This is a genomic window from Streptomyces sp. NPDC054961, from assembly GCF_053609145.1.
Map to the genome: position 1 here is coordinate 429,461 of NZ_JBSGWY010000001.1, position 23,546 is coordinate 453,006.

Annotated in this window: 26 protein-coding genes; 14 read left to right on the plus strand and 12 right to left on the minus strand. The window is 73.4% G+C overall.

Translation table 11 applies throughout. The features are described 5' to 3' along the window. Window positions 1–12: 12 nt before the first annotated feature. Window positions 13–921: a GlxA family transcriptional regulator gene (locus ACWF9Z_RS01820; protein WP_453596535.1), complete on the minus strand. Its 909-nt coding sequence runs from the start codon at window positions 919–921 to the stop codon at window positions 13–15. A 140-nt stretch (window positions 922–1,061) separates the two neighbouring features. On the opposite strand from ACWF9Z_RS01820, the gene ACWF9Z_RS01825 reads away from it, so the two are divergent. Then, window positions 1,062–1,787 (plus strand): MBL fold metallo-hydrolase, encoded by a 726-nt coding sequence (locus ACWF9Z_RS01825; protein ID WP_453596381.1) that lies wholly within the window; start codon window positions 1,062–1,064, stop codon window positions 1,785–1,787. 59 nt (window positions 1,788–1,846) lie between these two features. Next, a complete protein-coding gene (locus ACWF9Z_RS01830; protein ID WP_453596383.1) occupies window positions 1,847–2,302 on the plus strand; it encodes a hypothetical protein in 456 nt (151 codons plus the stop codon). A gap of 114 nt (window positions 2,303–2,416) precedes the next feature. Here ACWF9Z_RS01830 and ACWF9Z_RS01835 read toward each other — a convergent pair whose 3' ends face one another. From ACWF9Z_RS01835 to ACWF9Z_RS01845, 3 genes are read right to left on the minus strand one after another with little or no spacing between them, the layout of a single operon-like run. Next, window positions 2,417–2,899 carry a hypothetical protein gene (locus tag ACWF9Z_RS01835; protein ID WP_453596385.1) on the minus strand — a complete coding sequence of 161 codons (483 nt, stop codon included), beginning with the start codon at window positions 2,897–2,899 and terminating at the stop codon, window positions 2,417–2,419. Window positions 2,900–2,916: 17 nt separating this feature from the next. Then, window positions 2,917–3,309, minus strand: coding sequence for an ArsR/SmtB family transcription factor (locus tag ACWF9Z_RS01840; RefSeq protein WP_453596387.1), 393 nt, complete (start codon window positions 3,307–3,309; stop codon window positions 2,917–2,919). Further along, window positions 3,306–3,752 carry an SRPBCC domain-containing protein gene (locus ACWF9Z_RS01845; RefSeq protein ID WP_453596389.1) on the minus strand — a complete coding sequence of 149 codons (447 nt, stop codon included), beginning with the start codon at window positions 3,750–3,752 and terminating at the stop codon, window positions 3,306–3,308. The genes ACWF9Z_RS01840 and ACWF9Z_RS01845 overlap by 4 nt, the downstream gene beginning before the upstream one ends. A gap of 226 nt (window positions 3,753–3,978) precedes the next feature. On the opposite strand from ACWF9Z_RS01845, the gene ACWF9Z_RS01850 reads away from it, so the two are divergent. After that, on the plus strand, window positions 3,979–4,212 hold the full coding sequence (locus tag ACWF9Z_RS01850; protein ID WP_453596391.1) for a hypothetical protein: 234 nt from the start codon (window positions 3,979–3,981) through the stop codon (window positions 4,210–4,212). A 99-nt stretch (window positions 4,213–4,311) separates the two neighbouring features. Here the strand turns inward: ACWF9Z_RS01850 and sigJ are convergent, their stop codons facing one another. Next, complete coding sequence (gene sigJ / locus ACWF9Z_RS01855; protein WP_453596393.1) at window positions 4,312–5,322, minus strand: RNA polymerase sigma factor SigJ; 1,011 nt, start codon at window positions 5,320–5,322, stop codon at window positions 4,312–4,314. A 195-nt stretch (window positions 5,323–5,517) separates the two neighbouring features. On the opposite strand from sigJ, the gene ACWF9Z_RS01860 reads away from it, so the two are divergent. The 4 genes from ACWF9Z_RS01860 (at window position 5,518) to ACWF9Z_RS01875 (ending at window position 8,002) form a co-directional block, all read left to right on the plus strand. Continuing rightward, window positions 5,518–5,922, plus strand: coding sequence for a hypothetical protein (locus ACWF9Z_RS01860; protein ID WP_453596395.1), 405 nt, complete (start codon window positions 5,518–5,520; stop codon window positions 5,920–5,922). 242 nt (window positions 5,923–6,164) lie between these two features. Continuing rightward, complete coding sequence (gene yczE, locus ACWF9Z_RS01865) at window positions 6,165–6,932, plus strand: membrane protein YczE (protein WP_453596397.1); 768 nt, start codon at window positions 6,165–6,167, stop codon at window positions 6,930–6,932. Window positions 6,933–7,052: 120 nt separating this feature from the next. Continuing rightward, window positions 7,053–7,295: a hypothetical protein gene (locus ACWF9Z_RS01870; protein WP_453596399.1), complete on the plus strand. Its 243-nt coding sequence runs from the start codon at window positions 7,053–7,055 to the stop codon at window positions 7,293–7,295. Between the two features lie 299 nt (window positions 7,296–7,594). Further along, on the plus strand, window positions 7,595–8,002 hold the full coding sequence (locus ACWF9Z_RS01875) for a cofilin family protein (protein WP_453596401.1): 408 nt from the start codon (window positions 7,595–7,597) through the stop codon (window positions 8,000–8,002). A 143-nt stretch (window positions 8,003–8,145) separates the two neighbouring features. On the opposite strand, the gene ACWF9Z_RS01880 is transcribed toward ACWF9Z_RS01875, so the two are convergent. Together ACWF9Z_RS01880 and sigK are read right to left on the minus strand one after the other, a co-directional pair. Beyond that, entirely contained in the window at window positions 8,146–8,892 is a 747-nt protein-coding gene (locus ACWF9Z_RS01880; protein WP_453596403.1) for an anti-sigma factor, read from the minus strand. Continuing rightward, the gene (gene sigK / locus ACWF9Z_RS01885; RefSeq protein ID WP_453596405.1) at window positions 8,889–9,488 is read right to left on the minus strand and encodes an ECF RNA polymerase sigma factor SigK; all 600 of its coding nucleotides are present in this window, start codon (window positions 9,486–9,488) and stop codon (window positions 8,889–8,891) included. The genes ACWF9Z_RS01880 and sigK overlap by 4 nt, the downstream gene beginning before the upstream one ends. Before the next feature lie 330 nt (window positions 9,489–9,818). On the opposite strand from sigK, the gene ACWF9Z_RS01890 reads away from it, so the two are divergent. Both ACWF9Z_RS01890 and ACWF9Z_RS01895 read left to right on the plus strand, forming a co-directional pair. Further along, a complete protein-coding gene (locus tag ACWF9Z_RS01890) occupies window positions 9,819–11,408 on the plus strand; it encodes a molybdopterin-dependent oxidoreductase (RefSeq protein WP_453596407.1) in 1,590 nt (529 codons plus the stop codon). Between the two features lie 184 nt (window positions 11,409–11,592). Then, window positions 11,593–12,258 carry a fasciclin domain-containing protein gene (locus tag ACWF9Z_RS01895; protein ID WP_453596409.1) on the plus strand — a complete coding sequence of 222 codons (666 nt, stop codon included), beginning with the start codon at window positions 11,593–11,595 and terminating at the stop codon, window positions 12,256–12,258. 131 nt (window positions 12,259–12,389) lie between these two features. Here ACWF9Z_RS01895 and ACWF9Z_RS01900 read toward each other — a convergent pair whose 3' ends face one another. From ACWF9Z_RS01900 to ACWF9Z_RS01910, 3 genes are read right to left on the minus strand one after another with little or no spacing between them, the layout of a single operon-like run. Then, window positions 12,390–12,635: a hypothetical protein gene (locus ACWF9Z_RS01900; RefSeq protein ID WP_453596411.1), complete on the minus strand. Its 246-nt coding sequence runs from the start codon at window positions 12,633–12,635 to the stop codon at window positions 12,390–12,392. 51 nt (window positions 12,636–12,686) lie between these two features. Next, window positions 12,687–13,034: a DUF6233 domain-containing protein gene (locus ACWF9Z_RS01905; RefSeq protein WP_453596413.1), complete on the minus strand. Its 348-nt coding sequence runs from the start codon at window positions 13,032–13,034 to the stop codon at window positions 12,687–12,689. After that, window positions 13,031–13,291, minus strand: coding sequence for a hypothetical protein (locus ACWF9Z_RS01910; protein WP_453596415.1), 261 nt, complete (start codon window positions 13,289–13,291; stop codon window positions 13,031–13,033). The genes ACWF9Z_RS01905 and ACWF9Z_RS01910 overlap by 4 nt, the downstream gene beginning before the upstream one ends. A gap of 361 nt (window positions 13,292–13,652) precedes the next feature. Here ACWF9Z_RS01910 and ACWF9Z_RS01915 point away from each other — a divergent pair, with 361 nt between their 5' ends. Beyond that, the gene (locus tag ACWF9Z_RS01915; RefSeq protein WP_453596417.1) at window positions 13,653–14,153 is read left to right on the plus strand and encodes an allene oxide cyclase barrel-like domain-containing protein; all 501 of its coding nucleotides are present in this window, start codon (window positions 13,653–13,655) and stop codon (window positions 14,151–14,153) included. 192 nt (window positions 14,154–14,345) lie between these two features. On the opposite strand, the gene ACWF9Z_RS01920 is transcribed toward ACWF9Z_RS01915, so the two are convergent. Then, entirely contained in the window at window positions 14,346–15,095 is a 750-nt protein-coding gene (locus ACWF9Z_RS01920) for a hypothetical protein (protein ID WP_453596419.1), read from the minus strand. A gap of 232 nt (window positions 15,096–15,327) precedes the next feature. On the opposite strand from ACWF9Z_RS01920, the gene ACWF9Z_RS01925 reads away from it, so the two are divergent. Then, entirely contained in the window at window positions 15,328–15,558 is a 231-nt protein-coding gene (locus ACWF9Z_RS01925; RefSeq protein ID WP_453596421.1) for a hypothetical protein, read from the plus strand. Between the two features lie 177 nt (window positions 15,559–15,735). On the opposite strand, the gene ACWF9Z_RS01930 is transcribed toward ACWF9Z_RS01925, so the two are convergent. Then, a complete protein-coding gene (locus ACWF9Z_RS01930) occupies window positions 15,736–17,166 on the minus strand; it encodes an FAD-dependent monooxygenase (protein WP_453596423.1) in 1,431 nt (476 codons plus the stop codon). A gap of 38 nt (window positions 17,167–17,204) precedes the next feature. Between ACWF9Z_RS01930 and ACWF9Z_RS01935 the strand changes: the two genes are divergently transcribed. The 3 genes from ACWF9Z_RS01935 to ACWF9Z_RS01945 all read left to right on the plus strand — a co-directional run bounded on the left by ACWF9Z_RS01935 (window position 17,205) and on the right by ACWF9Z_RS01945 (window position 23,542). Continuing rightward, complete coding sequence (locus tag ACWF9Z_RS01935; protein WP_453596425.1) at window positions 17,205–17,897, plus strand: TetR/AcrR family transcriptional regulator C-terminal domain-containing protein; 693 nt, start codon at window positions 17,205–17,207, stop codon at window positions 17,895–17,897. Between the two features lie 154 nt (window positions 17,898–18,051). Then, window positions 18,052–22,863 (plus strand): CHAT domain-containing protein, encoded by a 4,812-nt coding sequence (locus ACWF9Z_RS01940; RefSeq protein ID WP_453596427.1) that lies wholly within the window; start codon window positions 18,052–18,054, stop codon window positions 22,861–22,863. Further along, complete coding sequence (locus ACWF9Z_RS01945) at window positions 22,838–23,542, plus strand: hypothetical protein (RefSeq protein WP_453596429.1); 705 nt, start codon at window positions 22,838–22,840, stop codon at window positions 23,540–23,542. Before ACWF9Z_RS01940 ends, ACWF9Z_RS01945 begins: the two co-directional genes overlap by 26 nt. The last annotated feature ends 4 nt before the right edge of the window (window positions 23,543–23,546 follow it).

Consider the following 23,546-nt stretch of genomic DNA (forward strand, 5'->3'; position numbering starts at 1 on the left):
CGTCCCCGTCCGCTACGGCGTGCTGGTGAAGGCTCGGCGGTAGGAGCGGGGCGGGACGCCCCGGCGGCGTACGAACTGCTCGCGCAGCACGGCCGCGCTCCCGTAGCCGACCCGGCGGGCGATCTCCTCGACGGGCAGGTCCGTGGTCTCCAGGAGTTCCTCGGCGCTGCTCAGCCGCAGGTTCCGCAGCCAGGCGTGCGGGGTGGTGCCCGTCGCGGCGGTGAAGCGGCGGGCGAAGGACCGTTTGCTCATCACGGCGCGCCGCGCCAGTTCCGCGACGGGGAGCGGCTCGTGGAGGTGCTCGCGGGCCCATCCGAGCACCTCGGAGAGGCGCTCGTCCTGGCAGTCCTCGGGGACGGGGGTGGCCAGGTACTGGGCCTGGCCGCCATCGCGGTGCGAGGGCAACACCATGTCGCGGGCCACCGCGTTGGCCATCGCGGCCCCGTGCTCCCGCCTCAGCAGGTGCAGGCACAGGTCGAAACCCGCGGCGGCCCCGGCACCCGTGATGATCCGCCCCTCGTCGATGTACAGGGCGTCGGACTCCACGACGACCTCCGGGTGGCGGTGCGCCAGCAACTCGGCGAACCGCCAGTGCGTCGTCGCCCGCCGCCCGTCGAGCAGACCGGCCGCGGCGAGCGCGAACGTACCGACGCAGTGGGCCGCGACCAGCGCGCCGCCCTCGTACGCCGCCGCCAGGGCGTCGAGCACGGCGCGCCCGGGAGGCGTGCGGAAACCGGCTCCGGGAAGGGCGATCACCAGGTCGGCGGCGGCCAGCCGGTCGAGGCCGTGCGCGATCGCGAGCGGGACGCCGAGGTCGGTGGGGACCGGACCGGGCCGGTCGGCGCACAGGGCGAAGTCGAAGCCGGGTACCCCTTGCCCGTGCGGACCGAACACCTCTGTGACGATGCCGACGGCGAGCATGCCGACACCGGGCGGGACGTACGCGGCGACCGTCGTGAAAGGGGGCACGGGACCAGTGTCGCACCGATGGCACGATTCCTGCGATCAGCGGCAGCAGTGCCACTCGTGAACACCCGCCGCCGACAGGAAGGATGGGGGCCATGACGAACACCACGGCAGTCACCGCGACCGGCATCACGACCGACATCACGACCGACACGACGGCGGACATCACGACGGACAGCACGACGCGGACCGAGACCGAGACCGAGACCGAGACCGCGGCGGGCACCGCGACGGACGCACCGCTCGGACGCAGCGCCGTGTACACGATCCTGACCACCGGCTACGTCGGCTCCACCGGCCCCGGAGTCGCCGCCACCGTCTCCTACATCTCCGACGCCGGCCGCCACGTGATCTTCGACCCCGGCATGGTGGCCAGCCACGACGACATCCTCGGCCCGCTCGCCGCACTCGGGCTCGGTCCCGACGACATCACCGACGTGGTACTCAGCCACCACCACCCGGACAACACCATGAACGTGGGCCTGTTCGGCCGGGCCCGGGTCCACGACCACAAGGTGGAGTACCAGGGCAACCGGTGGAACAACCGTGACGCCGAGGGGTACGAACTCACCCCCTCGCTGCGCCTGATCCGCACGCCCGGACACAGTCCCGAGGACATCACCCTGCTGGCCGGCACGGACTCGGGCGTGGTGGCGTTCGCCGGAGACCTGTGGTGGCACTCGGCGGGTCCGGCCGACGACCCGGTCGCGCCGGACCGCGAGGTTCTGCGCGCCTCCCGGCAGCGGGTGCTGGCCACCGCGGACCTGATCGTCCCCGGCCACGGTGGAGCCTTCCGCGCCGACGACACCGTGCCGCTCTAAAGGGAGTTGCGCGGATCCGCGACGCGACCCGGCCCCTTCCATGAGGCAGAATCTCGATCATGGAGCATCCCCGTCCGTTGACCACAGAGGCCGCGGTGAGCGCGATCCGCGCCCTCGCCGACGAGTACCGCCTGACGATGACCGTGACCGAGGACATCGGCGCGGACCAGACTTCGCGCCGCACGTCTGCCGGCGCCTTCGTGACGGTGGATCCCGACGGTTCGCTGCCGCACGAGGCGTTCGTCGAACTGACCGGCGTCCCGGAGGTGAGCGTCCGGCTCTTCCCGGAGGACGACGCGAAGATCACCGTGGACGGCGTCGAGTTCCACGACGTGCCCAAGCGCGCCGTTCCCGCCTTCCTCCGGTCCGTGTACGGCGGACTGGCCTTCACCAAGGGCCGGTTCTTCCCGCCGAGCCGTTGGCTCGTCGTGCCCGTGCCCGGTGACGAGACGTACAAGGAACTGATCGCGTCCGTCACGACGACCGCCTGGCTCACCCGGACCGCCCGCGACTGACGCCCGGTCACGTGACGGGAGCGCCCTGGCCGGGACGGGGCCCTGCGGCTGCCGCGGCGGTGGGGGGGCGGTGTGGGGCGGGGGCGCCTCGACGGGCCCCCTCCGGTGCCGAGTTCAGGCGTGTCCGGGGCCGGTGCGGCGCAGCGCGAGGAGCTGTTGGGTGTGTCCCGGTACGTGGCTCTCGGCGAGGCCGTCGATGAGGCTCGCGAGCGGGATCGGCCGGTCCAGCGCGAGCGCGTCGTTGGACAGGAGGAGCACGGGTACGAGAACCGAGGCGGCCTGCTCGCTGAGGCGGTCGGCGATGCCGCAGAGCACGGCGGCCTGGCTGCGGACGTGATCGGCGAGATCCTCCCTGCCCGAGTGCTCCGCGATGATCCGCTCGAGGTTCCACGGGTCGAGGGAGATCCGGTTGTCGAAGGCGGGCCGCGCCCCGGCGACGACGCCGAGGGCGGTCGCCGAGATCGCGGCGTCGACGCTGAGGACGTGGGCCAGGATCTGGTCGGCGTTCCACCCGCCGTCCTCGGCGTCGCCGAGGCCGGGGACGGCCGCGGCGTCGAGGAAGTGGCCGTAGGCGTCGCGCAGTGCTGTGGTGTCCATGATGCGGTTGCTCCCGCTCAGTCGGGTGGCGTCGGACGTGCGTCCTGGTCGGTCGCGTCGGCCGCCTCGGCCGCCTCGGCGATCTGTTTGATGGTGGCCAGTCGGCGGTCCCAGTCGGTCGCGAGCGTGGCCATCCACCGTGCCGTCGCGTCCAGTGCCGCCGGCCGCACCGTGTACCGGACCTCGCGGCCGACCCGGCTGCCGGAGACCAGGCCGGCGGCGTCCAGGACGGCGAGGTGCTTGACCACGGCCTGGCGCGAGACGGGGAGTTCACCGGCGAGCGTCGTCGCGGTGGCCTCGCGCCGTGCGGCGAGGAGGTCGAGCAGCCGGCGGCGCGTCGGGTCGGACAGCGCGGCGAGGACGTTGTTGACGACCTCGTCGGCGCCGGCGCCGGGACCCTCTTCGCTCACGCGGAGGTCTGTTCCGCGCGTGTCCTGAGCGCGTCGAGTTCCAGGGGCCAGCCCTCGCTGTGATCCTGGAGGTTCCGGGTCCGCAGGTCCTCGGACCCGGCCAGCGCCGCGAAGCCGCTCTCGACGACGCGCAGCCGCGTCTGGTCGCCCTCCTGGGTCAGCGTGAACTCCACGAGGGTGCTGTTGTTCTCGCGCAGCTCCTCTCCGGGAAACGCGCTGGTCCAGCGGTACGCCAGGTAGGTCGGCGGCTCCACCTTCTCCACGCGCACCGGGAATTCGCCGTGCTCGGGGTGGATCGCGATCATCGACTCCCCTTCCCTGGCCACGGTGCCGGGCAGGCTGGCCTTGTCGGCGGCCCAGAATCCGGGCTGGGCCACGAGCGACCAGACGCGTTCCAGGGGTGCCGCGATCAGGGTCTCGCGTTCGATCCGGTCCTCGCTCATGAGCTGACTCCGTTCATCGACGCCCTTGATGTGCAACTCCAGGATTGCACATCAAGGGCGTCGGGCGCAACTCGCAGGTTGCGTCTCGAGGGCCGGGTGGCCTCCAGAGGCCTGCGCGGGCCGGGATCCGGAATTCCGGAGTCCCGGATCCTCGGACCTGCGGTCCCGGCGCCCCGGCTGGCGCTACCGTTGGAGCGCCACGCGAGACTGTGCCCAGGAGGCCCCGATGAGCGAACAGCCGGCCGCCGAACGCCGGCCGCTCGATGCCACCGCCGCCGACGCGGTCCGCGCGTACGCGGCCGGCGAGCGGGCCAAGGCGGACCTCCTGGCGAGCGTCCTGGAGGACATCGCCGCCCACGGATACCCCTCGGCCGAGGGCGGAGTCCCGTGGGAGACCGCCCGCGACGACCACCTCGCGGAGCTCGCCGAGCTCGCCGGCGAGCGGGCTCGTGGCACCTGACGCCGGACCCCGGCGGACCGTGGTGGGGGCGGCCTTCACCTCCCGGGGCTGACGCCGGGCGGCTCGGTTTCGCTCCGACCACGCCCGGCCGGCCGGTCGTCAGCCCTGCCCGTTCCCCGCGTGCTCGGTCCACGGACCGAGCTTCTCCGGGTTGCGGACCGCCCAGATGCGGGTGATGCGGCCGCCGGTGAGGCCGAACGCCGCCACGGTCACCGTGACGCCCGCGTTCTGCGCGACCAGGCCGGGCCGGCCGTTGACCGACCGTTCCAGCAGCGTCAGTCCGGGAGCCGCGTCGGCGATGTGGATCAGGTACTGGGCGATGCGTGCGCTGCCCTCGACCGGACGCAGGACGGTGCCGACCAGGCCGCCGCCGTCGGCGGTCATCGTGGCATCGGGATCGAGGAGGCCGAGGAGGGCCCCGATGTCCTTGGCCTCCCAGGCCTCCTTGAAATGCCGCACCAGACCGGCCTGCGCGGTCTGCGCGGCCTGCGCGGTCTGTCCGGCGGGCCCGGCGGGCCCGGCGGGCCCGGCGGCCGGAACGGCCGGAGCCTGCTCGGCGCGCACGCGTCGACGCGCCGAGGACGCCAGCTGCCGGCAGGCCGCGGGCGTCCGGCCGGCGATCTCGGCGATCTCGGTGAAGGGGTACCGGAAGACGTCGTGCAGGATGAACGCCACGCGTTCGGCCGGTGTCATCGACTCCAGTACGACGAGGAAGGCCATGTTCACCGACTCGTCCAGGGTGATCTGGTCGGCGGGGTCGGCCGGCCCGACCCCGCCCGCGGGCCCGCTGACCCACTCCGTACGGTCGGGCAGCGGCTCGGGTATCCACGGGCCGACGTAGCGCTCGCGCCGGACCCGTGCCGAGCCGAGCGTGTCCAGGCAGATGCGGCCGGCCACCGTGGTCAGCCAGGCTCCGGGCGACTCGACGGCTTCCTGCCGTTGCCGTGACATCGCGTACCAGCGGGCGTACGTCTCCTGCACGGCGTCCTCGGCCTCGGCCAGCGAACCGAGCAGCCGGTAGGCGAGGTTGATCAGCCGGCGCCGCTCGCCGACGAGCACGCCGAGGTCCGGCACGGACCGGTCGTCCACCGGCACGGATGGGGTGTTCATGGTGACGACCGCTCCTCGGTTCTTCTCGTCCGCCGCTGCCGCTGCCGCTGCCGCCGCTGCCGCTCCAGCGCCCCTGACGAAACTCCGCGCCGGCCGGCGAGGTTGGCGCTTCGCCTCACATTTCGCGGGCCCGCGTCGTCGGACTACCGAGACACTACCGATCCACCGCCGCGAGGCAGAAGAGGGGACCGCGTCATGGCGACACAGACGACGGCAGAGCAGGGCAGATTCACCTTCGTGCAGGTCGCGGTGGCGCTGCAGACCTTGGCCGTCTTCTTCCAAGCGGCCACCGCGGGACTGCTGTTGTCCTCGCCCCACGGCGAGGTCCTGCACGGTGTCGGAGCCCGCGTGATGTACGGCGCGTCCATGCTGTACGTGCTCGCCGCGGTCCTGGCGTGGCGGCCGGGCGGTGGCTCACCCCGCCCCATCCTCTACGCGTCGGGCTTCCTCGTGCTCGCTTCGGTGCAGGTGGTGCTGGGCATCGCGCGCGTGCCGTCGGTCCATGTCCCCCTGGGCGTGCTGATGTTCGGCCTGAGCGTGCTGGCGCTGTTCCGGTCGCCGTCCACCCGTGCGCCCGGAGGCGCCGGCACCCGGCGGTAGTCGCCGCGCGGAAACGCGCCGCGCGAAACGCTGCCGGAACCGCCACCGCGGGGATGCGCGCGTCCGTCTGACGGCGCGCGCGTCCGTCCGGCGCGGGGCCACCGCTCCACGGCGCCGCACCGGCCCGGGGTCGTCCACCAGCCATTTCTCCGAAATTGGCCATGCCGTCGGGCCCGGTCACCCTGCACACTCACCTCATCGGCCCGGAACGAGGCCACCGGAACCATATGGAGGCGAGCGGAATGCAGCAGGAGACCACCGACGGCTACGGGCGCGGGACGGAGCGCCGAGCGGTGGCAAGCGTCGGGGCTCCCGCGAGACCCGGTGCGCGCCCGGCCGTGCCCCCGCTCTCCTACGTCCGCTTCGGTGAGCGGCCGTTGCGCAGACTGCCGCAGCTGTTCATCGGCCTCGCCCTGTACGGGTTCAGCCTGTCGCTCATGGTCCGGGCCTCGCTGGGCCTGAACCCGTGGAGCGTCCTGAACGACGGCCTGGTGCGCCACACGTCCCTGAGCTTCGGCACGATCACCGCACTGGTCGGCGCGGTGGTGCTGCTCCTGTGGATACCCCTCAAGCAGAGGCCGAAGTTCGGCACCGTCGCGAACATCGTCGTCCTCGGGTTCTCCTCCGACCTCGGACTCTGGCTCGTCCCCGAGGAGCTCGGGCTCCCCACCCGGATCGGTCTGCTCGTCGGCGGGATCCTCCTCAACGCGCTGTCCATCGCCGTCTACGTCGGCGCACGCTTCGGCCCCGGGCCCCGGGACGGCCTGATGACCGGAGCGTCCGCCCTCACGGGACGCTCCATCCGCTTCATCCGCACGTCCATCGAGATCACCGTGCTCGGCGTGGGCTGGCTGCTCGGCGGCACCGTGGGCGCGGGGACGGTGCTGTACGCACTCGCCGTCGGCCCGGTCACCCAGTTCTTCATGCCGCGCTTCGCCTGCACCAGCTCCGAGGAACGCGCCGCCGCCACGACACCCCGCGAGCCGAGGACGGACACCGGCGCGCACTGAATCCACCGCGTCGCCGGTCTGCCGCACCCCACCACCATCCGGGGCGCCCCCGGGCGGGACCGCGGTGCAGGTGGAGCAGTCCGGCTGCACGCGGGGGGCGGGCATGGTGGGATCTGCCAGGTGAAGGATCCCTTTGGCTGTGACGAACCGGCTCTCCTGGCCTCCTCCGGAACGACGGACCGGGCGGCGGCGCGCCGCGCCGTGGCCTCCCGCGCCGTCGATCCCGGAGATCTGGCGCTGCTGCTGGACATGCTCGGCCTGCGTCCCGAGGACGACCCGCACGCGTACGGCGCGCGCCGGGGCCGGCGGGGGGCCGACGCGCAGGCGCCGGCACCGGCGCGGCCCGGTGCCGTGCCTCCGTGACGGTGCCCCGTCCGACCGGCGCCACGTCCCGCACCCTGCCGCACCCTCCCGCGGCCTCCCGCACCCTCCCGCGGCCGGTAAGGGCTGGTCCGGGCGGGCGGTCTCTCGTGTGTCCCGTGCCGGAAGCGGGATCTTCCGCGTCCGTGGAGCGATGGTGGTGCCGGTGCCTGCCCGGCCGGTGCTCCTGTCCACCCCGGCGGCGTCCGCACACCATGCCGCCCCGCACGCGTCCACCGGTGTGGGGGCTGAACCGTGTTGCCCGTCCCCAGGCTCCGGCCACGAGCGAACCGAGGTATGTCATGAGCAGCCCGATCGGCCTCTCGGAAGGCTCCCGTGAGGCCCTTCAGCACCTGAGGGAGACACGGGAGATCAACACGGTGATCCTCCTCCTCGACGAAACCCCGGGGATGCTGATGCTGGAGGTGGAGGTGGAGGGCAATCTGACGCAGGACGAGCTCGTTTCGGCCCTGCCCGCGGACGAGGCGCGCCTGTTCGTCCACGAACTGTCCTTCGCCGCCCCGGACGGCGCCCGCCGGCACGAACCGCTGCTGGTCTTCTGGATGCCGCCGAACGCGAAGGAGCGGGAAGAGGCGTACACGGCCGGCTACACCGCCCTGAAGGAATACCTCCTGGACGTCCGCGTCCACCTCACGGCCCGGCAGACGCCGCAGCTGGCGTACGAAAGGCTCGTCGCCCTCGCCGGCTGACCGGGCGGGGGCGCCGGCCGCTCAGGCCAGGACGGACGGCCGGCCCGGGTACGTCCCGGCACCACGTCCACGCCGTCGGCGGCGGCACCCCCCTCACGCGCGTCGCCACCTCCGAGGACGCTGACGGCGGCGGTGGCCCGAGCTCACGCGGGGAGGCTGAGCAGCATCAGGGGGCTGCTGGTCGGCTGGGGCGAGCCGCCCTCGGGCTCCAGGGTCAGTCCGACGGCGAGTGCCCGGCTGGGATCCCCTTGCATGACGCGGGCACCGTCCTGGCGCATGAGACCCGCGGGGCGCATGGTGCCGTGGTCGTCGAACCACAACTGGTACGTCTTCCCGGCGGGCGCGGGCGGCAGCCCGGCGGCGACGAACACGGACTTGTTCAGCTTCGGGGAGGTCACCACGGAGGTGGTCGCCCCGCCGCTCGTACGGCCGTGCACGGTCCGCGCGTCAGCTGCGGCCAGCACGGCGGACACCTCCCTGACCTGCGCCTCGGCGTGCTGGGCCCGGGTCCGGTTCTCCTGGTGCTGCCACACGGCGATCCCGCCGAAGGCGGCGGCCGCGGCGATGCTGGCCGCGACGACGAACGGACCGAGCCGACGCGGCAGGAGCCAGGGAGGGCGGGCCGGCCGGTCCGGGCGGGTGTGCGGGGGCAACTGGCGGACGCCGTCGACCGCCCGCATGACCGAAAGCTTCAGATCCGGGGGTGCGGGCGCACTCACCGCGGCCGCCAGCCGGGCGGTCGTCGCGGCGAAGCCGGCGACCTCACGCGCGCAGTCGGCGCACTCCTCGAGATGGGCGGCGTAGGAACGGCGTTCCTCTTCCGGGAGCGTGTCCAGGGCGTACGCGCCGGTGAGGGCGTGCAGGTCTTCGTGTTGCCGGTGCTTCTTCACGTGGTCACCCCCATGCAGTCGCGCAGCCGGATCAGCCCGTCGCGCATTCTGGTCTTGATGGTCGGAAGCGGGGACCGCAGTGTCTCAGCGACCTCCCGGTACGTCATGCCCTGGTAGTAGGCCAAGGTCACCGCCTGGCGCTGCAGTTCGGTCAGCCCGCGCATGCACCGGCGTACCTGCTCGCTCTCCAGCCGGGTCTCGACCTGCTCGGCGACCTCGTCGAACGGCCGTGCCTGATCGCGCGCGGCCGTGGCCTTGTCGCGGTTGGCGGAGGCTTGCGCGGACCGGACCCGGTCCACCGCCCGCCGGTGCGCGATCGTCGCCACCCATGACATCACGGAGCCCTGCGCGGGGTGGTAGCGGGCGGCCTGGCGCCACAGGTCGATCATCACCTCCTGCGCCACCTCCTCCGACTGCGCCCTGTCCCGCACGACCTTGACGACGATCCCGAAGACGGTGTTCGCCACCGCGTCGTAGAGGACGGAGAAGGCGTTCTTGTCGCCGCGGCCCACCTGTTCCATGACGTCCTCCAGCCGGGGGCCGCCGGAATCGGTGCCGCCGGATTCGGTGCCGCCGAAGTACGGCTGCTGCCTCATCGGCGTCCCCTCCCACGTCCTCGGGCCCACAGCGGTGGCCCGGTGCCGAGGTGGCCGTCCTGGTGCATCCATGGCATGAACAGTCCTTAACTGGCGGACGGTAGACCGGCCACTACTCCGTGTAGGGCCGGTGGCGGACATCGTTCCGGTGTTCCTGAACGTCCTTCGTAGTGGCCACGGCCGCGGATTGCTCCGGGTCTCGGCCAATCTTGCGGTCATCGGTCATCCGATCGGGGGAACCGGGCGCCTCCCGTCCGCGCGGGGCCCGGCGGCCCGGCGGACGGCAAGTCCCCGGCAAGAAGCACCAATCCGCCGTACGGAGCACACCGAATGGCCGGTGTGAGCACCTTCCGTACCTCCCTGACCCGCGGCGCACTGGGCGCCGTGTCCGGCCTGCTGTCCGCCTTCGCGGCCCTGGCGGTGGCCGAGTTCGTCGCGTCGCTGGTGCGGCCCCAGGCCGGACCGGTGACCGTGGTCGGTGGCGCGGCGATCGACCGGACGCCGTCCGCACTGAAGGACTACGCGATCCGGACGTTCGGCGAGAACGACAAGTTCGTACTGCAGCTCGGCATCCTGTCCGTCCTCGGTCTCCTCGCCGTGGTCCTCGGCGTCGCCTCGTCGCGTTACCGCCGCTCGGGAGCCGCGGGCGTTCTCCTCTTCGGTGCCGTCGGTGCGGCCGCCGCGCTCACCCGCCCCGACGCCCAGGGCCTGGCGGACGCCCTGCCCTCCCTGGCCGGGGCGGCCGCGGGCGCGGGCGTCCTCTTCCTCCTCGCCGGGAAACCCGCCTCCGGCCCTGGCTCGCGGCCCGGTACCGGCCGCCCCGGCTCGGTCTTCTCGCGCAGGGGCTTCCTGCTGGCGGCGTCCGTCACGGCCGTGGCCGCCACGGGGGCCGGGGCCGTGGGCAGGGCGCTGGCGGGGCGGCGGGGCGAGGGCGCCGTGGCCTCCCGGGCCGCGGTCACTCTGCCCGCCCCCGCCTCGCCGGCGCCCGCGCTGCCCTCCTCGGTGCGGCTGAAGGTGGCGGACATCAGCGCCTTCACCACGGCGAACGACGACTTCTACCGCGTGGACACGGCGCTGGTGGTGCCCAAGGTCGATGCCGGCACCTGGCGGCTGAGGATCCACGGCAAGGGTGTGGCGCGGCCCCGTACGTACACCTTCCACGAGCTCCTCGCACGCCCCCTCATCGAGCGGGACGTCACCTTGACCTGCGTCTCCAACGAGGTCGGCGGCCCCTACGTCGGCCACGCGCGCTGGCTGGGCGTACGCCTGGCCGATCTGCTGGGCGAGTGCGGTGTGACACCGCCGTCGCAGGGCGGACCGGCCGACCAGCTGGTGGCCCGATCGGTCGACGGCATGACCCTCGGCTCCCCGGTCGAGGACGTGATGGACGGCCGGGACGCGATGCTGGCCCTCGGGATGAACGGTCAGCCGCTGCCCTTCGCCCACGGCTTCCCGGTGCGGATGCTCGTACCGGGTCTCTACGGGTACGTCTCGGCCTGCAAGTGGATCGAGGACATCCAGCTCACCACCTTCGACGCGTACGACGCGTACTGGGTCAAGCGCGGATGGGCCCGCAGGGGACCCATCAAGACGCAGGCCCGTATCGACACCCCCAGACCCTTCGCCCGCCCGGCGGCCGGAACGGTGATGGTCGCCGGGGTCGCCTGGGCCCAGCACCGCGGCATCAGCCGGGTCGAGGTCCGTGTCGACGACGGCGCGTGGCGGGACGCCGACCTCGCCGCCCAGGCCGGCCCGGACACGTGGCGCCAGTGGTCCTACCCGTGGAAGGCCGACCCCGGCGGCCACACCCTCACGGTGCGCGCCACCGACGGCACCGGACAGGCGCAGACCGAAGAGCGCACCCGGACCGTCCCCGACGGAGCGAGCGGCTGGCACAGCGTGTTCGTGACCGCGGGATAACCCAAGACCGCCATACCCCCAACCGGCCCCCGGACCGGACCCCCCACCAGCCCCCCAACCGGCCCCCCGACCAGCCTCCCCCCACCAGACCACCAGACCGCCCGTCCCGACAACACGGCGGGCCGGGACAGAAGTTCACGCATCCCTTCCCGAAGTCCAGCAAACCGATCAGGAGATATCCCTCATGACCAGTACTCCTCGCCTGCGCCGTACCGCCCTCGCCGTCGCGGCGGCCGCCCTGCTGCCGTTCGCGCTCACCGCCTGCTCGGACTCGGGGAACGACGGCGCGTCGGGTTCCTCCGCCGACCAGGGCGCCGCCGCCTCCGCCGCCTCCGCCCCCTCGCAGCCCGATGCCGCGGCCGCGTCGACGGCGCCGGACGGGCCGTTCGGCCCGGCCTGCTCGGGCGTCCCGAAGGACGGTGCGGGCAGCTTCGACGGCATGGCCAAGGACCCGGTCGCCACGGCCGCCTCCAACAACCCGGCGCTGTCCACCCTGGTGGCCGCCGTCAAGAAGGCCGGCCTCGTCGACACCCTGAACAACGCGAAGGACATCACGGTGTTCGCGCCGACCAACGACGCCTTCGCCAAGATCCCGAAGGCCGACCTGGACAAGGTCCTCGCCGACAAGGCCATGCTCACCAAGATCCTCACCTACCACGTCGTGGGGGAGCGGCTCACCCCGAAGCAGCTGGGGAACGGCTCCTTCGACACGCTCGAGAAGAGCAAGATCGCCACCAGGGGATCGGGTGAGACGTACGAGGTCAACGAAAGCTCCAACGTGGTCTGCGGCGACGTGAAGACCGCCAACGCCAATGTCTACATCGTCGACACCGTCCTGATGCCGAAGTAGCCACACGGCCCCTGTGACGTACAGGGCGGGCCGGAACCCCACCTCGGGCGTTTCCGGCCCGTCTCGGCGTGCGGGCGGGGGCGTGGCCCCCCGCTCGGGTGCCGGGACCGGCACGGTCCGAAAGAGACGGCCTAGCCGAGAACCGCACCGGCGCGGGCGGAGACGTCGGCGCGGCCGCCCGGGAGGCCCGCGGGTTCGGCGAGGCGGGCCGCGAGGCGCATACGCAGTTCCCCCGCGGACCGCCGGACCTCGTCGGACCACGCCTGGTCGTCGAGCACGCCCAGGAGAATCATCAGGGCCCGGCCCTCGTCGCCGCTGATCAGCTTCAGCCGCGGCTCCGTCACTCCGTCGAGGAGTACCTCCAGCATCTCTTCCATGGAGGGATCAACGCCGCACGGCCCGGCGCGTCACCCGGTCCGGGCCGGTGATCAGCCGGTCATGCCGAGTGCGTTCTCGGGACTGCAGAACGGGCACGGCCCGACACCCTCGGCGAGCAGGCGCCGGGCCTCCTCGCGGGTGATCGCCTTGCCGTCGGCCATGGAGCAGTCGCCGATGTGTACGGACAGTGCCTCCGGGCCGTGCCCCGTCCGGACCGCCTCCAGCTTCCAGTCCGGCGCCGCGGGCACGGGGGCCGCCCGGCGCGGTGCGCGGGCGGCCAGCTCCGCCTCCAGGGCGCGGATCGTCCGCTCGGCCTGTCGCTGCTGCCAGGCGAGCCAGGCCCGCACGGCCCGCCAGCTCTCCAGGCGGGCTTCGAGGCGGCCGTCCGGCTCCTTCACGACGGCCTCGCCTCGGGGGCCGGTCCCCGAGGACCGGCCGGCCCGGTGGAGGCCGCCCGGTGCAGCTCGACCTGGCCCGCGGTGCTCCAGCCGCCCTGCTCCCAGTAGGGATGCGAGCTGATCAGACAGGAGAGCCGGATGAGCTCGCGCCGCAGCTCCGCCGTGCCCAGGGCGGGCTGGAGGGCGAGCCGGCCGTAGATCCGGATCTGCTGTCGCTTGAGGGTGACCAGGTCGTCAGGGAAGGGGAAGTGCGCCATCCCCTTATTGAATCAGTTGTTCGAATATTTGTGCGAGTCCTGCCCGGAAGCTCCACCGGGCGAGCGTGGCTGTGCATCGAACCTGGCCCCTGCGGTTCGCGACGGGCGGGCGGCTGGAGCGCGGGCGGCATTGTCGTCGGTGAGGAGCTCATGGCCCGGCATCACCTGGAGCTGCCGTTCGCCTGCGTGCCGAGCTCCGCCGCCTGGCTTTGGTCCGACCGGCTGGATATGCCGGTGGTTCGTGCCGGGGTGCTCCGCGGCGCGGCGGAGTCGAGGTTATGAAGGGTGTCGAACGGAATCGGATGGAATCGGATGAAAGTTCGCCATCCGGTCATTCTCGAACACCAACCTCAGGAGTCGCATGATGCGCCCCATCAGAGCGGCCTGCCTCGGCACGGCCACGCTGGTCACCCTCCTCGCCTGCACCCCCGTCGCGGCCGCCGCGACGGACACCGGGTCCCCCCAGGACAGGGACAAGGTCCGGACCATCACACTCCTGGGCGAGGTGCAGCAGCTGACCCGCTTCCCCGTCACCCCCGGCAGCGTCTCGCAGGGCGATCAAGTCGTCGTCCGCTCGGACCTCTTCGACCAGGCGCACAACAAGGTCGGCGAGACCCACGGCACGTGCACCACCACCCGGGGCGGCGCCGATGAAGCGGAGCAGTGCGTCGTGACCTACGTCCTCCCGGGCGGCCAGCTCACGGTGCAGGGAATGTACTTCAACTACATCGACCAGGGTCCCTTCGACAACGCGATCACTGGCGGCACCGGGGACTACAAGAAGGCTCGCGGCTGGGTCCACTCCGACACGATCGCCACGACCCCCAAGGTCGTGAGGCGTTTCACGATCCACCTCGTCTGACGGGCCCGGACGTCCACGGCTCGGCGTGAACACCCCGGGCCGCTCCTCGGCCGGCCGGCCCCGCTCCACCAGCCGCTTCCCCTCGACCGCACCCCCTCGGCTTTCGCCGGTGCCGCTTCCGGGCGGCCGCCGCGACGGAGGTCACAGCGAGGTCGAGCGGGTGCTCGAAGAGGCGGAACGCGCGATGCGGGATCAGCCCCCGGGGGTGCGTTCGACCTCGGAGACCTTGGCGCCGGCGATGTCGGCGAGGGTGCCGTTGGTGATCTCGGCCGCGACCGGTGCGGATTCGCCGACGGAGGACTTTCCCGGGCCGAGGCGGTCGGCGAGGATGCCGGTCGAACCCAGGAAGTCGCCGTCCTTGTCGTGGAATTCGATCCGTGCGAAGTAATCCGCGGCCCCGGGCCCGCTGTTGGTGATCCTGTACGTGACCACGTAGGCGTTCTTGCCCCACACGTCGTGGTCCTGACGGCCTTGGCGGGTGAGGGCGACGTCCTTGGCGAACGCCTTCTTGCCGGTCTCGCCGCACAGGTCGGAGCGCCATGAGGCGAGGAGCCTCGCGCGGTCGGCGGCGGGCATCTTGGGATCCGTGTCCTGGTCGTCCACGAACTTCTCGCGGTCCTTCTCCTCGCCGAGGCACTCCAGGGAGTAGGCGGCGACGACGGACTTGACGGTCTGCGCGTCCGCTCGTCCGAGCTTGGCCCGGTTGTCCGAGACGGCCCAGACGGTGTCCATGAACTTCTTCTCACCGGGCTCCAGCTTCGAGCCGTCGTAGGCGGGGGCCTCCCGTTTCGTGGCCGGCGCGCCCGTCGTGGGGGAGCTCTTGGGGGAGCCCGCGGGGGAGCCGTTCGGTGCGGGGACGCCGGACGTGCCGGTCGTCGCGCCGCCGCAGGACGTCAGGGTGAGGGCCAGGAACGACAGGGTGGCGGCGAGACGCGGCTTCATGGGGGTCCTCGGGTGGCTGGTGTCCGGAGTGCTTCCGGTGGCTGGGGGTCCCCGCCGGGCGGGGATCCTGTGCTGCCCAACGAGTCGGCCCCGGCCGGGTAATCGGCCGTTCCCGAGGAGGCTTCCTCCGCTGCACAGGTCGGTCAGCCAGGATCGCGCGTACGGCCCGGGAAGCGGCCCGTCGCCTGGAACTCGGCGGGTCCGGCTCCCCCTTCAGCCGGGCGGTGACCGCGTGACCGCGCTGGTGAAGCTCTACCCGGCCGCCTACCGCCGGGAGTTCGGCGAGGAGGTCGCCGATGCCTACCGCGAGGCCACCGCGGGCGCGGGCAGGACCGCGCGGATGCGCGAGGCCGTCGACGTCGTCGGACACGCGCCGCGCATGCGGCTCGGGCTGGTTCGGCGGGACGCGCCGGGCGGCTCGTGGCGGCCGTGGCGCCGTTCGCCGTGGTCGCGGTCGGGGTGAACGCGATGCTCTGGGCCAGGCTCACGGGCCCCGCTGGCCGCGTCCGTCGCGGTGAGCGCGTACCGCAGGCGAAGCGGTTCGGCGCCCGCGGCCTGAGGCGCGCGCCGTGTGCGGCGCATACGGACGCCCCCGGCCGCCTTCTCGGCGACCGGGGGCGTCGTGCGCGGGCGCTTCGTCTCACGTGCCGGCCGGTGAGCCGCCGAAGCGGGCGAGGTAGGGGGCCAGGCCGGTCGTGTCCTCGCCCGCCCAGCCCACGTACCCGTCGGGCCGGATGAGGAAGATCCCCTTGCCGTACGGCGCGTACGCCCCGATCCGGTGGACGTGCGTGAACTGCGGGTCCAGCGCCGGCAGTTCCGCGTCCGTTCCGACGGCGAGCAGGGTGAAGTGCGGGCCGCGGAACAGGTCGAAGAGCCTGCCGCCGTCGGGGAGCGGGCCGTCGGGGGCGCGGTCGCCGGCCTCGAGGGCGCCCGCCGCACCCTCGGAGAGCGGGCCGCCCCGGTAGCCCAGGCCGAGTTGGCGGGTGGCCCCGCCGCGCTGTTCCTCGCCGCGGTGGATCCGCGTGGACAGGCCCAGCATCTGCTCGGCGACGGGCTGCCGCTCCTGCTCGTAGGTGTCCAGAAGTACCGGGTCCGCGCCGTGGCGCAGCACCTGGCCGAGCTTCCATCCGAGGTTGTAGGCGTCCTGGACGCTGGTGTTGAGGCCCTGGCCGCCGGCGGGGGAGTGCACGTGGGCCGCGTCGCCCGCGAGCAGGACCCGTCCGGCGCGGAACCGGTCGGCCCTGGCCGCACGCGGCCGGAAGCCGGAGGCCCAGCGGACCTCGGTGACGTCCCCCGAGCCCAGGTGGGTGAGGGCGGCGATCGCCGCGGGGATGTCGAGGTCCTCGGTCCGTGCGACGAACTGGTAGTCCTCGGTGCCCGGCAGCGGGCACAGTGCGGCGAAACCGCCGTCCGCGCCCGGGAAGAGGTGCCAGTGGTCGCGGTCCAGGGCGCCGGAGCGCAGGCGCACGTCGGCGACGACCATCGGAGCGGGGTCCACGGTCTCGCCGGTCATGCCGATGCCCAGGGCCTTGCGGACGGTGGACCGGCCGCCGTCGGCGGCGACCAGGTAGGCGGCGCGCAGGGTGCTGCCGTCGGCGAGGTCCGCGGTCACGCCGTCGGCGTCCTGGCCGACGCCGGTCAGCGCGGTGCCGAAGGCGACGCGGCCGCCGAGGGCGGTGAGGCGCTCGAACAGGATCTCCTGCGTGCGCCACTGGGGGAGCAGCCGGGCGCGCGGGTGGGGCTCGGTGTCCGTGGGGCCGCCGACGTGGCGGTCGCCGAGCATGTCGTGCTCGCCCACGGGCTCGCCGTTCTGCCAGATCCGCCCGAGGGGGGCGGTGGCGCTGGCGGCCAGCACCGCGCCGCCGACGCCGAGGTCGTCGAGGACCTCCACGGTGCGCGGCTGCAGCCCTTTGCCCCGGGAGCCGGGGAAGAGGGTGTCGGCCCCCTCGACGACCAGGGCGTGGACGCCGCGGCGGGTGAGGTCGAGGGCGAGGGTCAGTCCGGTGGGGCCGGCGCCGACGACGAGCACGTCGGGCGTCCCGCTTTCCTTAACGTTGTTAAGTGCGGTCATGGCTACGAGGATCGGCTTAACGCTGTTAAGTTGTCAAGGTGTCGAGAGAACGAGAAGCGAAACCCGAACGGGCCCGGCTCGACCGGGCGGTGGTGGCGGCCACCGCCCTGCGCCTGCTCGGCGACGTGGGCCTGGAAGGGCTGACCCTGCGGGCCATCGCCCAGGAGCTGGACGTCAAGGCGCCCGCCCTGTATTGGCACTTCAAGGACAAACGGGCCCTGCTCGACGAGATGGCCACCGAGATGTTCCGCCGGATGACGGCGGACCTGGAGGCGGCCCTCCGCCCGCCGCGGGACTGGCGCGAAGCGCTGGAGGTCGCGATGCGAGGACTGCGCGAGCACCTGCTGCGCTACCGCGACGGCGCCAAGGTCTACAGCGGCACGCACTTCACGGACACGAGCTACGCAGCGCCCATGGAGGCCCATCTGCGGACCCTGGTCGCCGGGGGCTTCACCGCGGCCGGGGCCGCCCGGGCCTGGTTCACGGCGTACAGCTACACCATCGGGTACGTGATCGAGGAGCAGTCCATGGGCCCGCTGCCCGGCTCGGACGGCGAGGGCTACGACCTGGACGCACGAGCCGAGCGCCTCGCCGAGTACCCGCTCACGACCGAGGCGGGGCCGGAGATGTTCCGCAACCAGGACGAAGGCTTCGAGGCGGGCCTCGCGGCGGTGGTCGCGGGCATCGCCGCGACGATGCTCCCGCCTGCCGGGGGACGGAGCCGACGGTAGGAGGGCCGCCCCGCCCCCCGGCAGGAACAAGAGCAGGGGCGAGAGCAGGAGCGAGATCAGGAACAAGATGAGGAAGAACCGACGTGGTACGGGGGCGAAGTGACGTACCGTTCGATATCGGTGGGACAGGCACGCATGACGCAGGGGGGCGTTCATGTTCGGTTGGGCACTGCTCAGGCTCTGGGGTTCCCTGAGGGCCTCCACGCACTCGGGGCCGCGGCCGCGGGACCCGGTGGCCGCGAGGGAGCGGATCCTGGGTCTCGGCGCGCTCCCCGCCGAGCAACTGCTGCGCACGGTGGACGGGGACCGGACAGCGGAGGACGACGGGCTCACCGCCGACCTCGTCGCCGTCGCGGCCGGGGCGGGCATCAGCTGGCGCGACCGCGAGACGGCCGGGGCGATGGCAGAGGTCCTGGCGGCGGTCGGCCTGGGCATCGGGGCGTCGGGCGGGGGCCGTCGGGCGCTGGAGGAGAGTGACCGCGTCGAGGCCGAATCCCACGTACTGCGCGGGATCGCGGCCGACCTCGCGCGCGAACACGACGAGGCGCACCGGCAGTTCGCCACCGCAGACCACCGGGGTGCCGCCGTGGGAAACCCGATGGCGGTGGCGCTCGGGCGGCTGGGGATGCTCGCGACGGCGGACCACGGCCCGTACGCCGTGCGCGACGGCCAGGACGCGGCGGACCTCGACCCGCGCGGAGTGGACCGCGACCCGGACGCCGTGCACCCCGACTCCGACCCCGACCCCGACGCCGTGGACCGGGCGCTGGCTCCGCTGGGGGACCTGGCACACGGCCCGGCCGTCGACGGGGTGCGCCGCGCCTTACGGGTCCGGGCCTCGGCGCGGGACGCCGCCCGCCGCTCGTGGGACACGGCGGAGCCGGGCCCGGCGCGGCAGCTCCTGGACCGGTGGCTGCGCGAGCACCGCGACGAGGACGTGGACGAGCTGTACCTGGCCCTGCTCTCCGGACTGGTGCGTTCCGTGGCCCGCGAGGACGGATGGACCGCGCCGCGGGCCCGCCTCGTCGACGAGGTCCTCGCCGGGTACCCACGCCTGGCGGTGCTGCAGGAGGCACTGGGAGAGGTCGCCCACGACCTGGACCGGCCGGCGCTCGCGGTCGAGGTCCTGGAACCGCTGCACCGGGACCGGCCCGAGGACGGGCGCACGGCGACGCGGCTCGCACTGTCCTACCGGAGCACCGGCCGGCACGAGGAGGCCGCGGCGGTCCTGCGCGCACAGCTCGGCGACCCGCCCGTTCCCGGCGACGAGGGAACGCTGACCCTCCTGTCCTTCATCCTGAGCGAGCTCGGCTCCCCGGAGGCCGCCTTCTGGGACGCCCATCTCGCCCGCGTCCGCGGGAGCGACAGCGGCTTCGTCGAGATGCTGCCGACCGGCCTGCGCGGCGGATTCGCCCTCCCCCCGGCCCCGTTGCTGGCCCGCTTCGAGGACGGCACGCTCACCGTCGATCCCGCCGCCGCCTCGCTTCCGCCGCACCTGATGCGGGCGCACGTCCTCGCGGCGGTCTGCGAAGGCAGCCCGGACGGCGCCGAGCACTTCGCCGCGCTCGCCGAGCAGGACCCCGAGATGGCCGCCGAGGTCGCCCGGCTGCTCGGCATACCGCTGGACGCGCCGCCGCCCCTGTCGGACCGCGCCGACGTGGACGAGCTCCTGCGGCGTGGCGACGAGCACTTCCAGCGCCGCGAGCTGTCGGAGGCCGCCGCCTGCTACCGACGGGCGCGGGAGCTCGATCCCGACAGCGCCATGGCCCTGCTGTGGCTGGGAGACGTGCACTTCGCCCGGCAGGAGAAGGCGATCGCGCGCGCCTACTTCGAGGAATCCCTGGCCACCGAGGAGACGCCGATGGCCTGGCGCTTCCTCGGCGACACGCTCGCCAACGACCCGCAGACGGTGGAACGCGCCCGCGCCTGCTACGTACGGGCCCTGGAGATGGATCCCGGGTACGGCGGCGCCCGGCAGGGCCTCGCAGCCCTCCCGCCCGCGCCCGCGGACGAGCCGCCGGCGGCTCCCGCGCCGCTCCGCGCACCCGCCCCCGCGGCCGCGCCGGCACCGGAAGCGGACCCGGCCGCGGCGTCCCCCGCGTCCCCCGCGTCCTCCGGATCGTTCCTGCGCAGAACCGCGGACCGGGCGCGCGGTGTCCTGCGCGGGGGCCGGGACCGTACGGACGGTCCCGCCGCCGCCGTCCCTCCGGAGACCGCACCGACGACCCCGGCCCCGCCTCCGCGCCCGGCCGCGGCCCCGGCCGTACCCTCTGCCCCGGCCGTACCAGCCGTACCCGCCGTACCAGCCGTACCCGCTGTTCCCGCCGTACCCGCTGCCCCGTCCCCGGACGGGCGGCAAAAGGATCCGGTGTTCGACCGGTTGTCGGCGTCGGGGATCCAGGCGCACGTGCCCCAGGCGCTCGAAGCGGCCATGCGGGAGCAGAATCCGTCGATCCCCGAACTGCTGGAGTGCGTCGAGGACGACGAGGGGTTCGCGCGCTGGCAGGAGAGGTGGCTGCCCGAGCACTTCGGCTACGTCTACGCGGGGTTGTGGTCACTGTCCTGGCAGTGGAACGCGAAGGCGGGGAACCCCCTGCGCGCGCTGCTCCTGGCCCGGCGCCGGGCGCAGATGACGGAATCCCTCACCAGTCAGTGGGGCGGGGATCCGAGCGAGGGCGCGGGCAAGGCCCTCCTCCTCACCTCCGCTCTGGAGGCCGTTGCCTCCACCCTGGCCGACCTCGGGCGGTACACCGAGGCGTACGAGGAACTCCAGCGCGCCGAAGCGTGGCTGGAGACCGACCGCGTCGAACGGGAGCGGGCGGGACGGCCGCTGGAGGGGCTGCTCGGCCCCGTCCTGGGCGGCAACCCCCGCGTCACGCTCTACGAGGAACTGGCGACGGCCGCTGAACGGTGTGGTGCGGAGCAGGACGCCGAAGCGTACCGGGAGCGGGCCCGGCAATGGAGCGAGGACGTCCCGGGATCCGACCACGGGCGCATCCTCCGGATGCTCTACGAGGCGCACACCAGCCTCGAGCAGGGTGAGGCGGACCATGCGTTCCGGCTCTTCGACCGGGCCCTGCCCCTCGCCGAGCGGGAAGCGGCATGGTCCCCGGTCAAGCAGATCCTCGCCACCGTCCACCGCGTCCGGGCGATGGCCCTGCGCGACCTGGGGCTCCACCGCACCGCGCTGCGGCACATGGCCGAGGCCCGCGGTCACAACGCGGGCAACGCCGACCGGCTGGCGAGCGACTGGATGGTCACCGCCGACATCCTGGGCAGGCGCTCCGGCCTGGGAGATCCCCTGGAGGCGTACGAACACGTCCTGCACCTGTCCGGGGTGCCCGGCCGGGACGGCGATCCCCTCCTGTGGCGGCCGCGCCGGGTGCCCGGCGGACCGGTCCGCATCGAACACCCCGAACGGGCCTGGCCGGTCATCGCGCCGATGGCCCGCGCCGCCTGGGGCGAGGGGGATCCCGAGACCGCCACCGCCGTACTCGAACTCGGCGTCGACCTGGCCGACCTGGTGCGCACCCTGCAGACCGACCCGGCACTGCGGCGCAGCATCCAGGACGAGCGCGCGGAGGCGTACGAACTGCTCACCCGCTACCGCATCGACGGCTACGGAAGCACCGAGGCGGCCTTCACGGTCTCCGAACGGCTGCGCGCACGGTCCCTGCTCGACGCCCTGAGCACCTCAGCACTGCGCGCGCCCGCCGACGCGCCGGCCGAACTGCTCGCCCGCGAGGCGGACCTGCTGCGCGAGCGGACCGCCGTGGAGCGGGCGCCGCGCACCGACTGGGCCCTGCACCACGACATCGGACGGAAACTGTCAGCGGTGTGGACCGCCATCGCCGACCGGTGCCCGGCGGCCGAGGAGTACGTCGCCATCCGCCGCTCCGAGGTGACCACGCCGGCCGCCGCCCTCGCGGAACTCGCCGGCGAACGGGTCGTGGTGGCCTCGTACGCCCAGCTCGGCGAGGGCCGCACCGTGCTCTTCACCCTTGACCCGCGCACGGGCCTCGCCGTCACCGACATCGACGCGGACGGCGACCGGATGCTCCGCTTCATCGCGGACAACCTCGGCAGCGCCGGGCAGGTCGCCGAGATGGCCATCGACATGCCGGGCCTCTTCCAGCAGATGCTGAGCCCGCTCGTCGCACCGCTGACGGGGCTGACCGCCCCCGGGGACACCGTGCTGATCTGCCCCACCGGCGCGTTGCACAACGTCCCGTTCCACGCCCTGTCACCCGACGGCGGAGCCACCCTCCTGGACCGCAACCCGGTCGGCTACCTGCCCAGCGTGTCGCTGCTGCGCACGCTCGGCCACCGGACGGCGGGCGACGGCCGCGGGGCCGTGGTCCTGGGCGACCCCGGCGGGGACCTGCCCCATGCCCGCACCGAGGCGCGGCTCCTCGGAGCCCGGCTCGGCACCGCGCCGCTGATCGGCGCGGCGGCCACCCGGGGGCGGGTGCTGCGCGACATGTCCGGAGCGGACGTCCTGCACGCCGCCTGCCATGCCTTCTTCGACCCCGACGACCCGCTCTCCTCCGGCCTGGTCCTCGCCGACGGCGTGCTCACCGGCCACGACATACTCCGGCAGGACTGGCACGGGGTCCGGCTGGCCGTACTGTCCGCCTGCGAGACGGGCCTGGGCCGCACCGGCCGCACCGACGAGGCGCTCGGCCTCAGCCGGGCCCTCCTCCTCGCCGGTGTCCGGTCGCTGATCATGAGCCTGTGGCGGGTGCCCGACGCCACGACCGCGGTGATCATGGGGGACTTCCACGACCTCACCCTGGCCGGCGAGCCGCCGGACCGGGCCCTGCGCACCGCGATGCTGGCCGCGCGCGACCGTCCCGGCGGCGAGCGGCTGGACCGATGGGCCGCCTTCTGCCTGCTCGGCGAATGGCGTGCCCCCCACACCTCGGGAAAGGGAGCCACCCATGCCGGACACCGCCGGAACGGCTGAACTGTCGGAACACCTGCCGCCGGGCTTCGACCTGCTCGGCCTGATCGCGCCGGTCGTGGAGGAGGAGGCGGCCGACCGGGCCTACGAGAAGGTCGACGAGGCGACCGTCCGCCTGCTGCGCCGCGAGACCCGGATCGGGCTGGCCCGGGGTGAAGTCACCACCGTGGACACCGGGGAGCCCGGCATCCAGGGGTTCGACATTCCGCTGATCTGCGTGGTCCAGGCGCATCCGGAGTGCACCGTGCGCTGGTCGCGTCTGGTGCTCGACCTCTCGCCGTCGCCGGGGGCTTCGGTCGCCGACATGTCGCCGACGCTGGTGGAGGGCGAAGAGCCCATCGAGATCGAGACCAGCGTGGGAGCGAGCCTCACCTTCAGTGCGGCCGGCGCCGCCCTGGGCGCGGACCTCACTCCCCAGATGATGCGACGGCGCACCGTCTACTGCCCCCGCATCACGTCCTCGGGCATCGGATTCACCACCGCCTACTGGGATTTCCACGCGTCGGACCGGGAGTTCCTGCACGTCAACGAGGAGTTGAGGCTCCTGGTGCGGGCCCCGGCCGGATCCGCCGTCGACGCCGTGGTGACCCTGCGCACGCGTATCGTCCCCCGCGGTCTGGGCCGCGTCGTCCGCCTCTCCGGCAAGCTCGCGGGCTTCGAGGGCACGTGCAGGCTGGCGTAGCCGG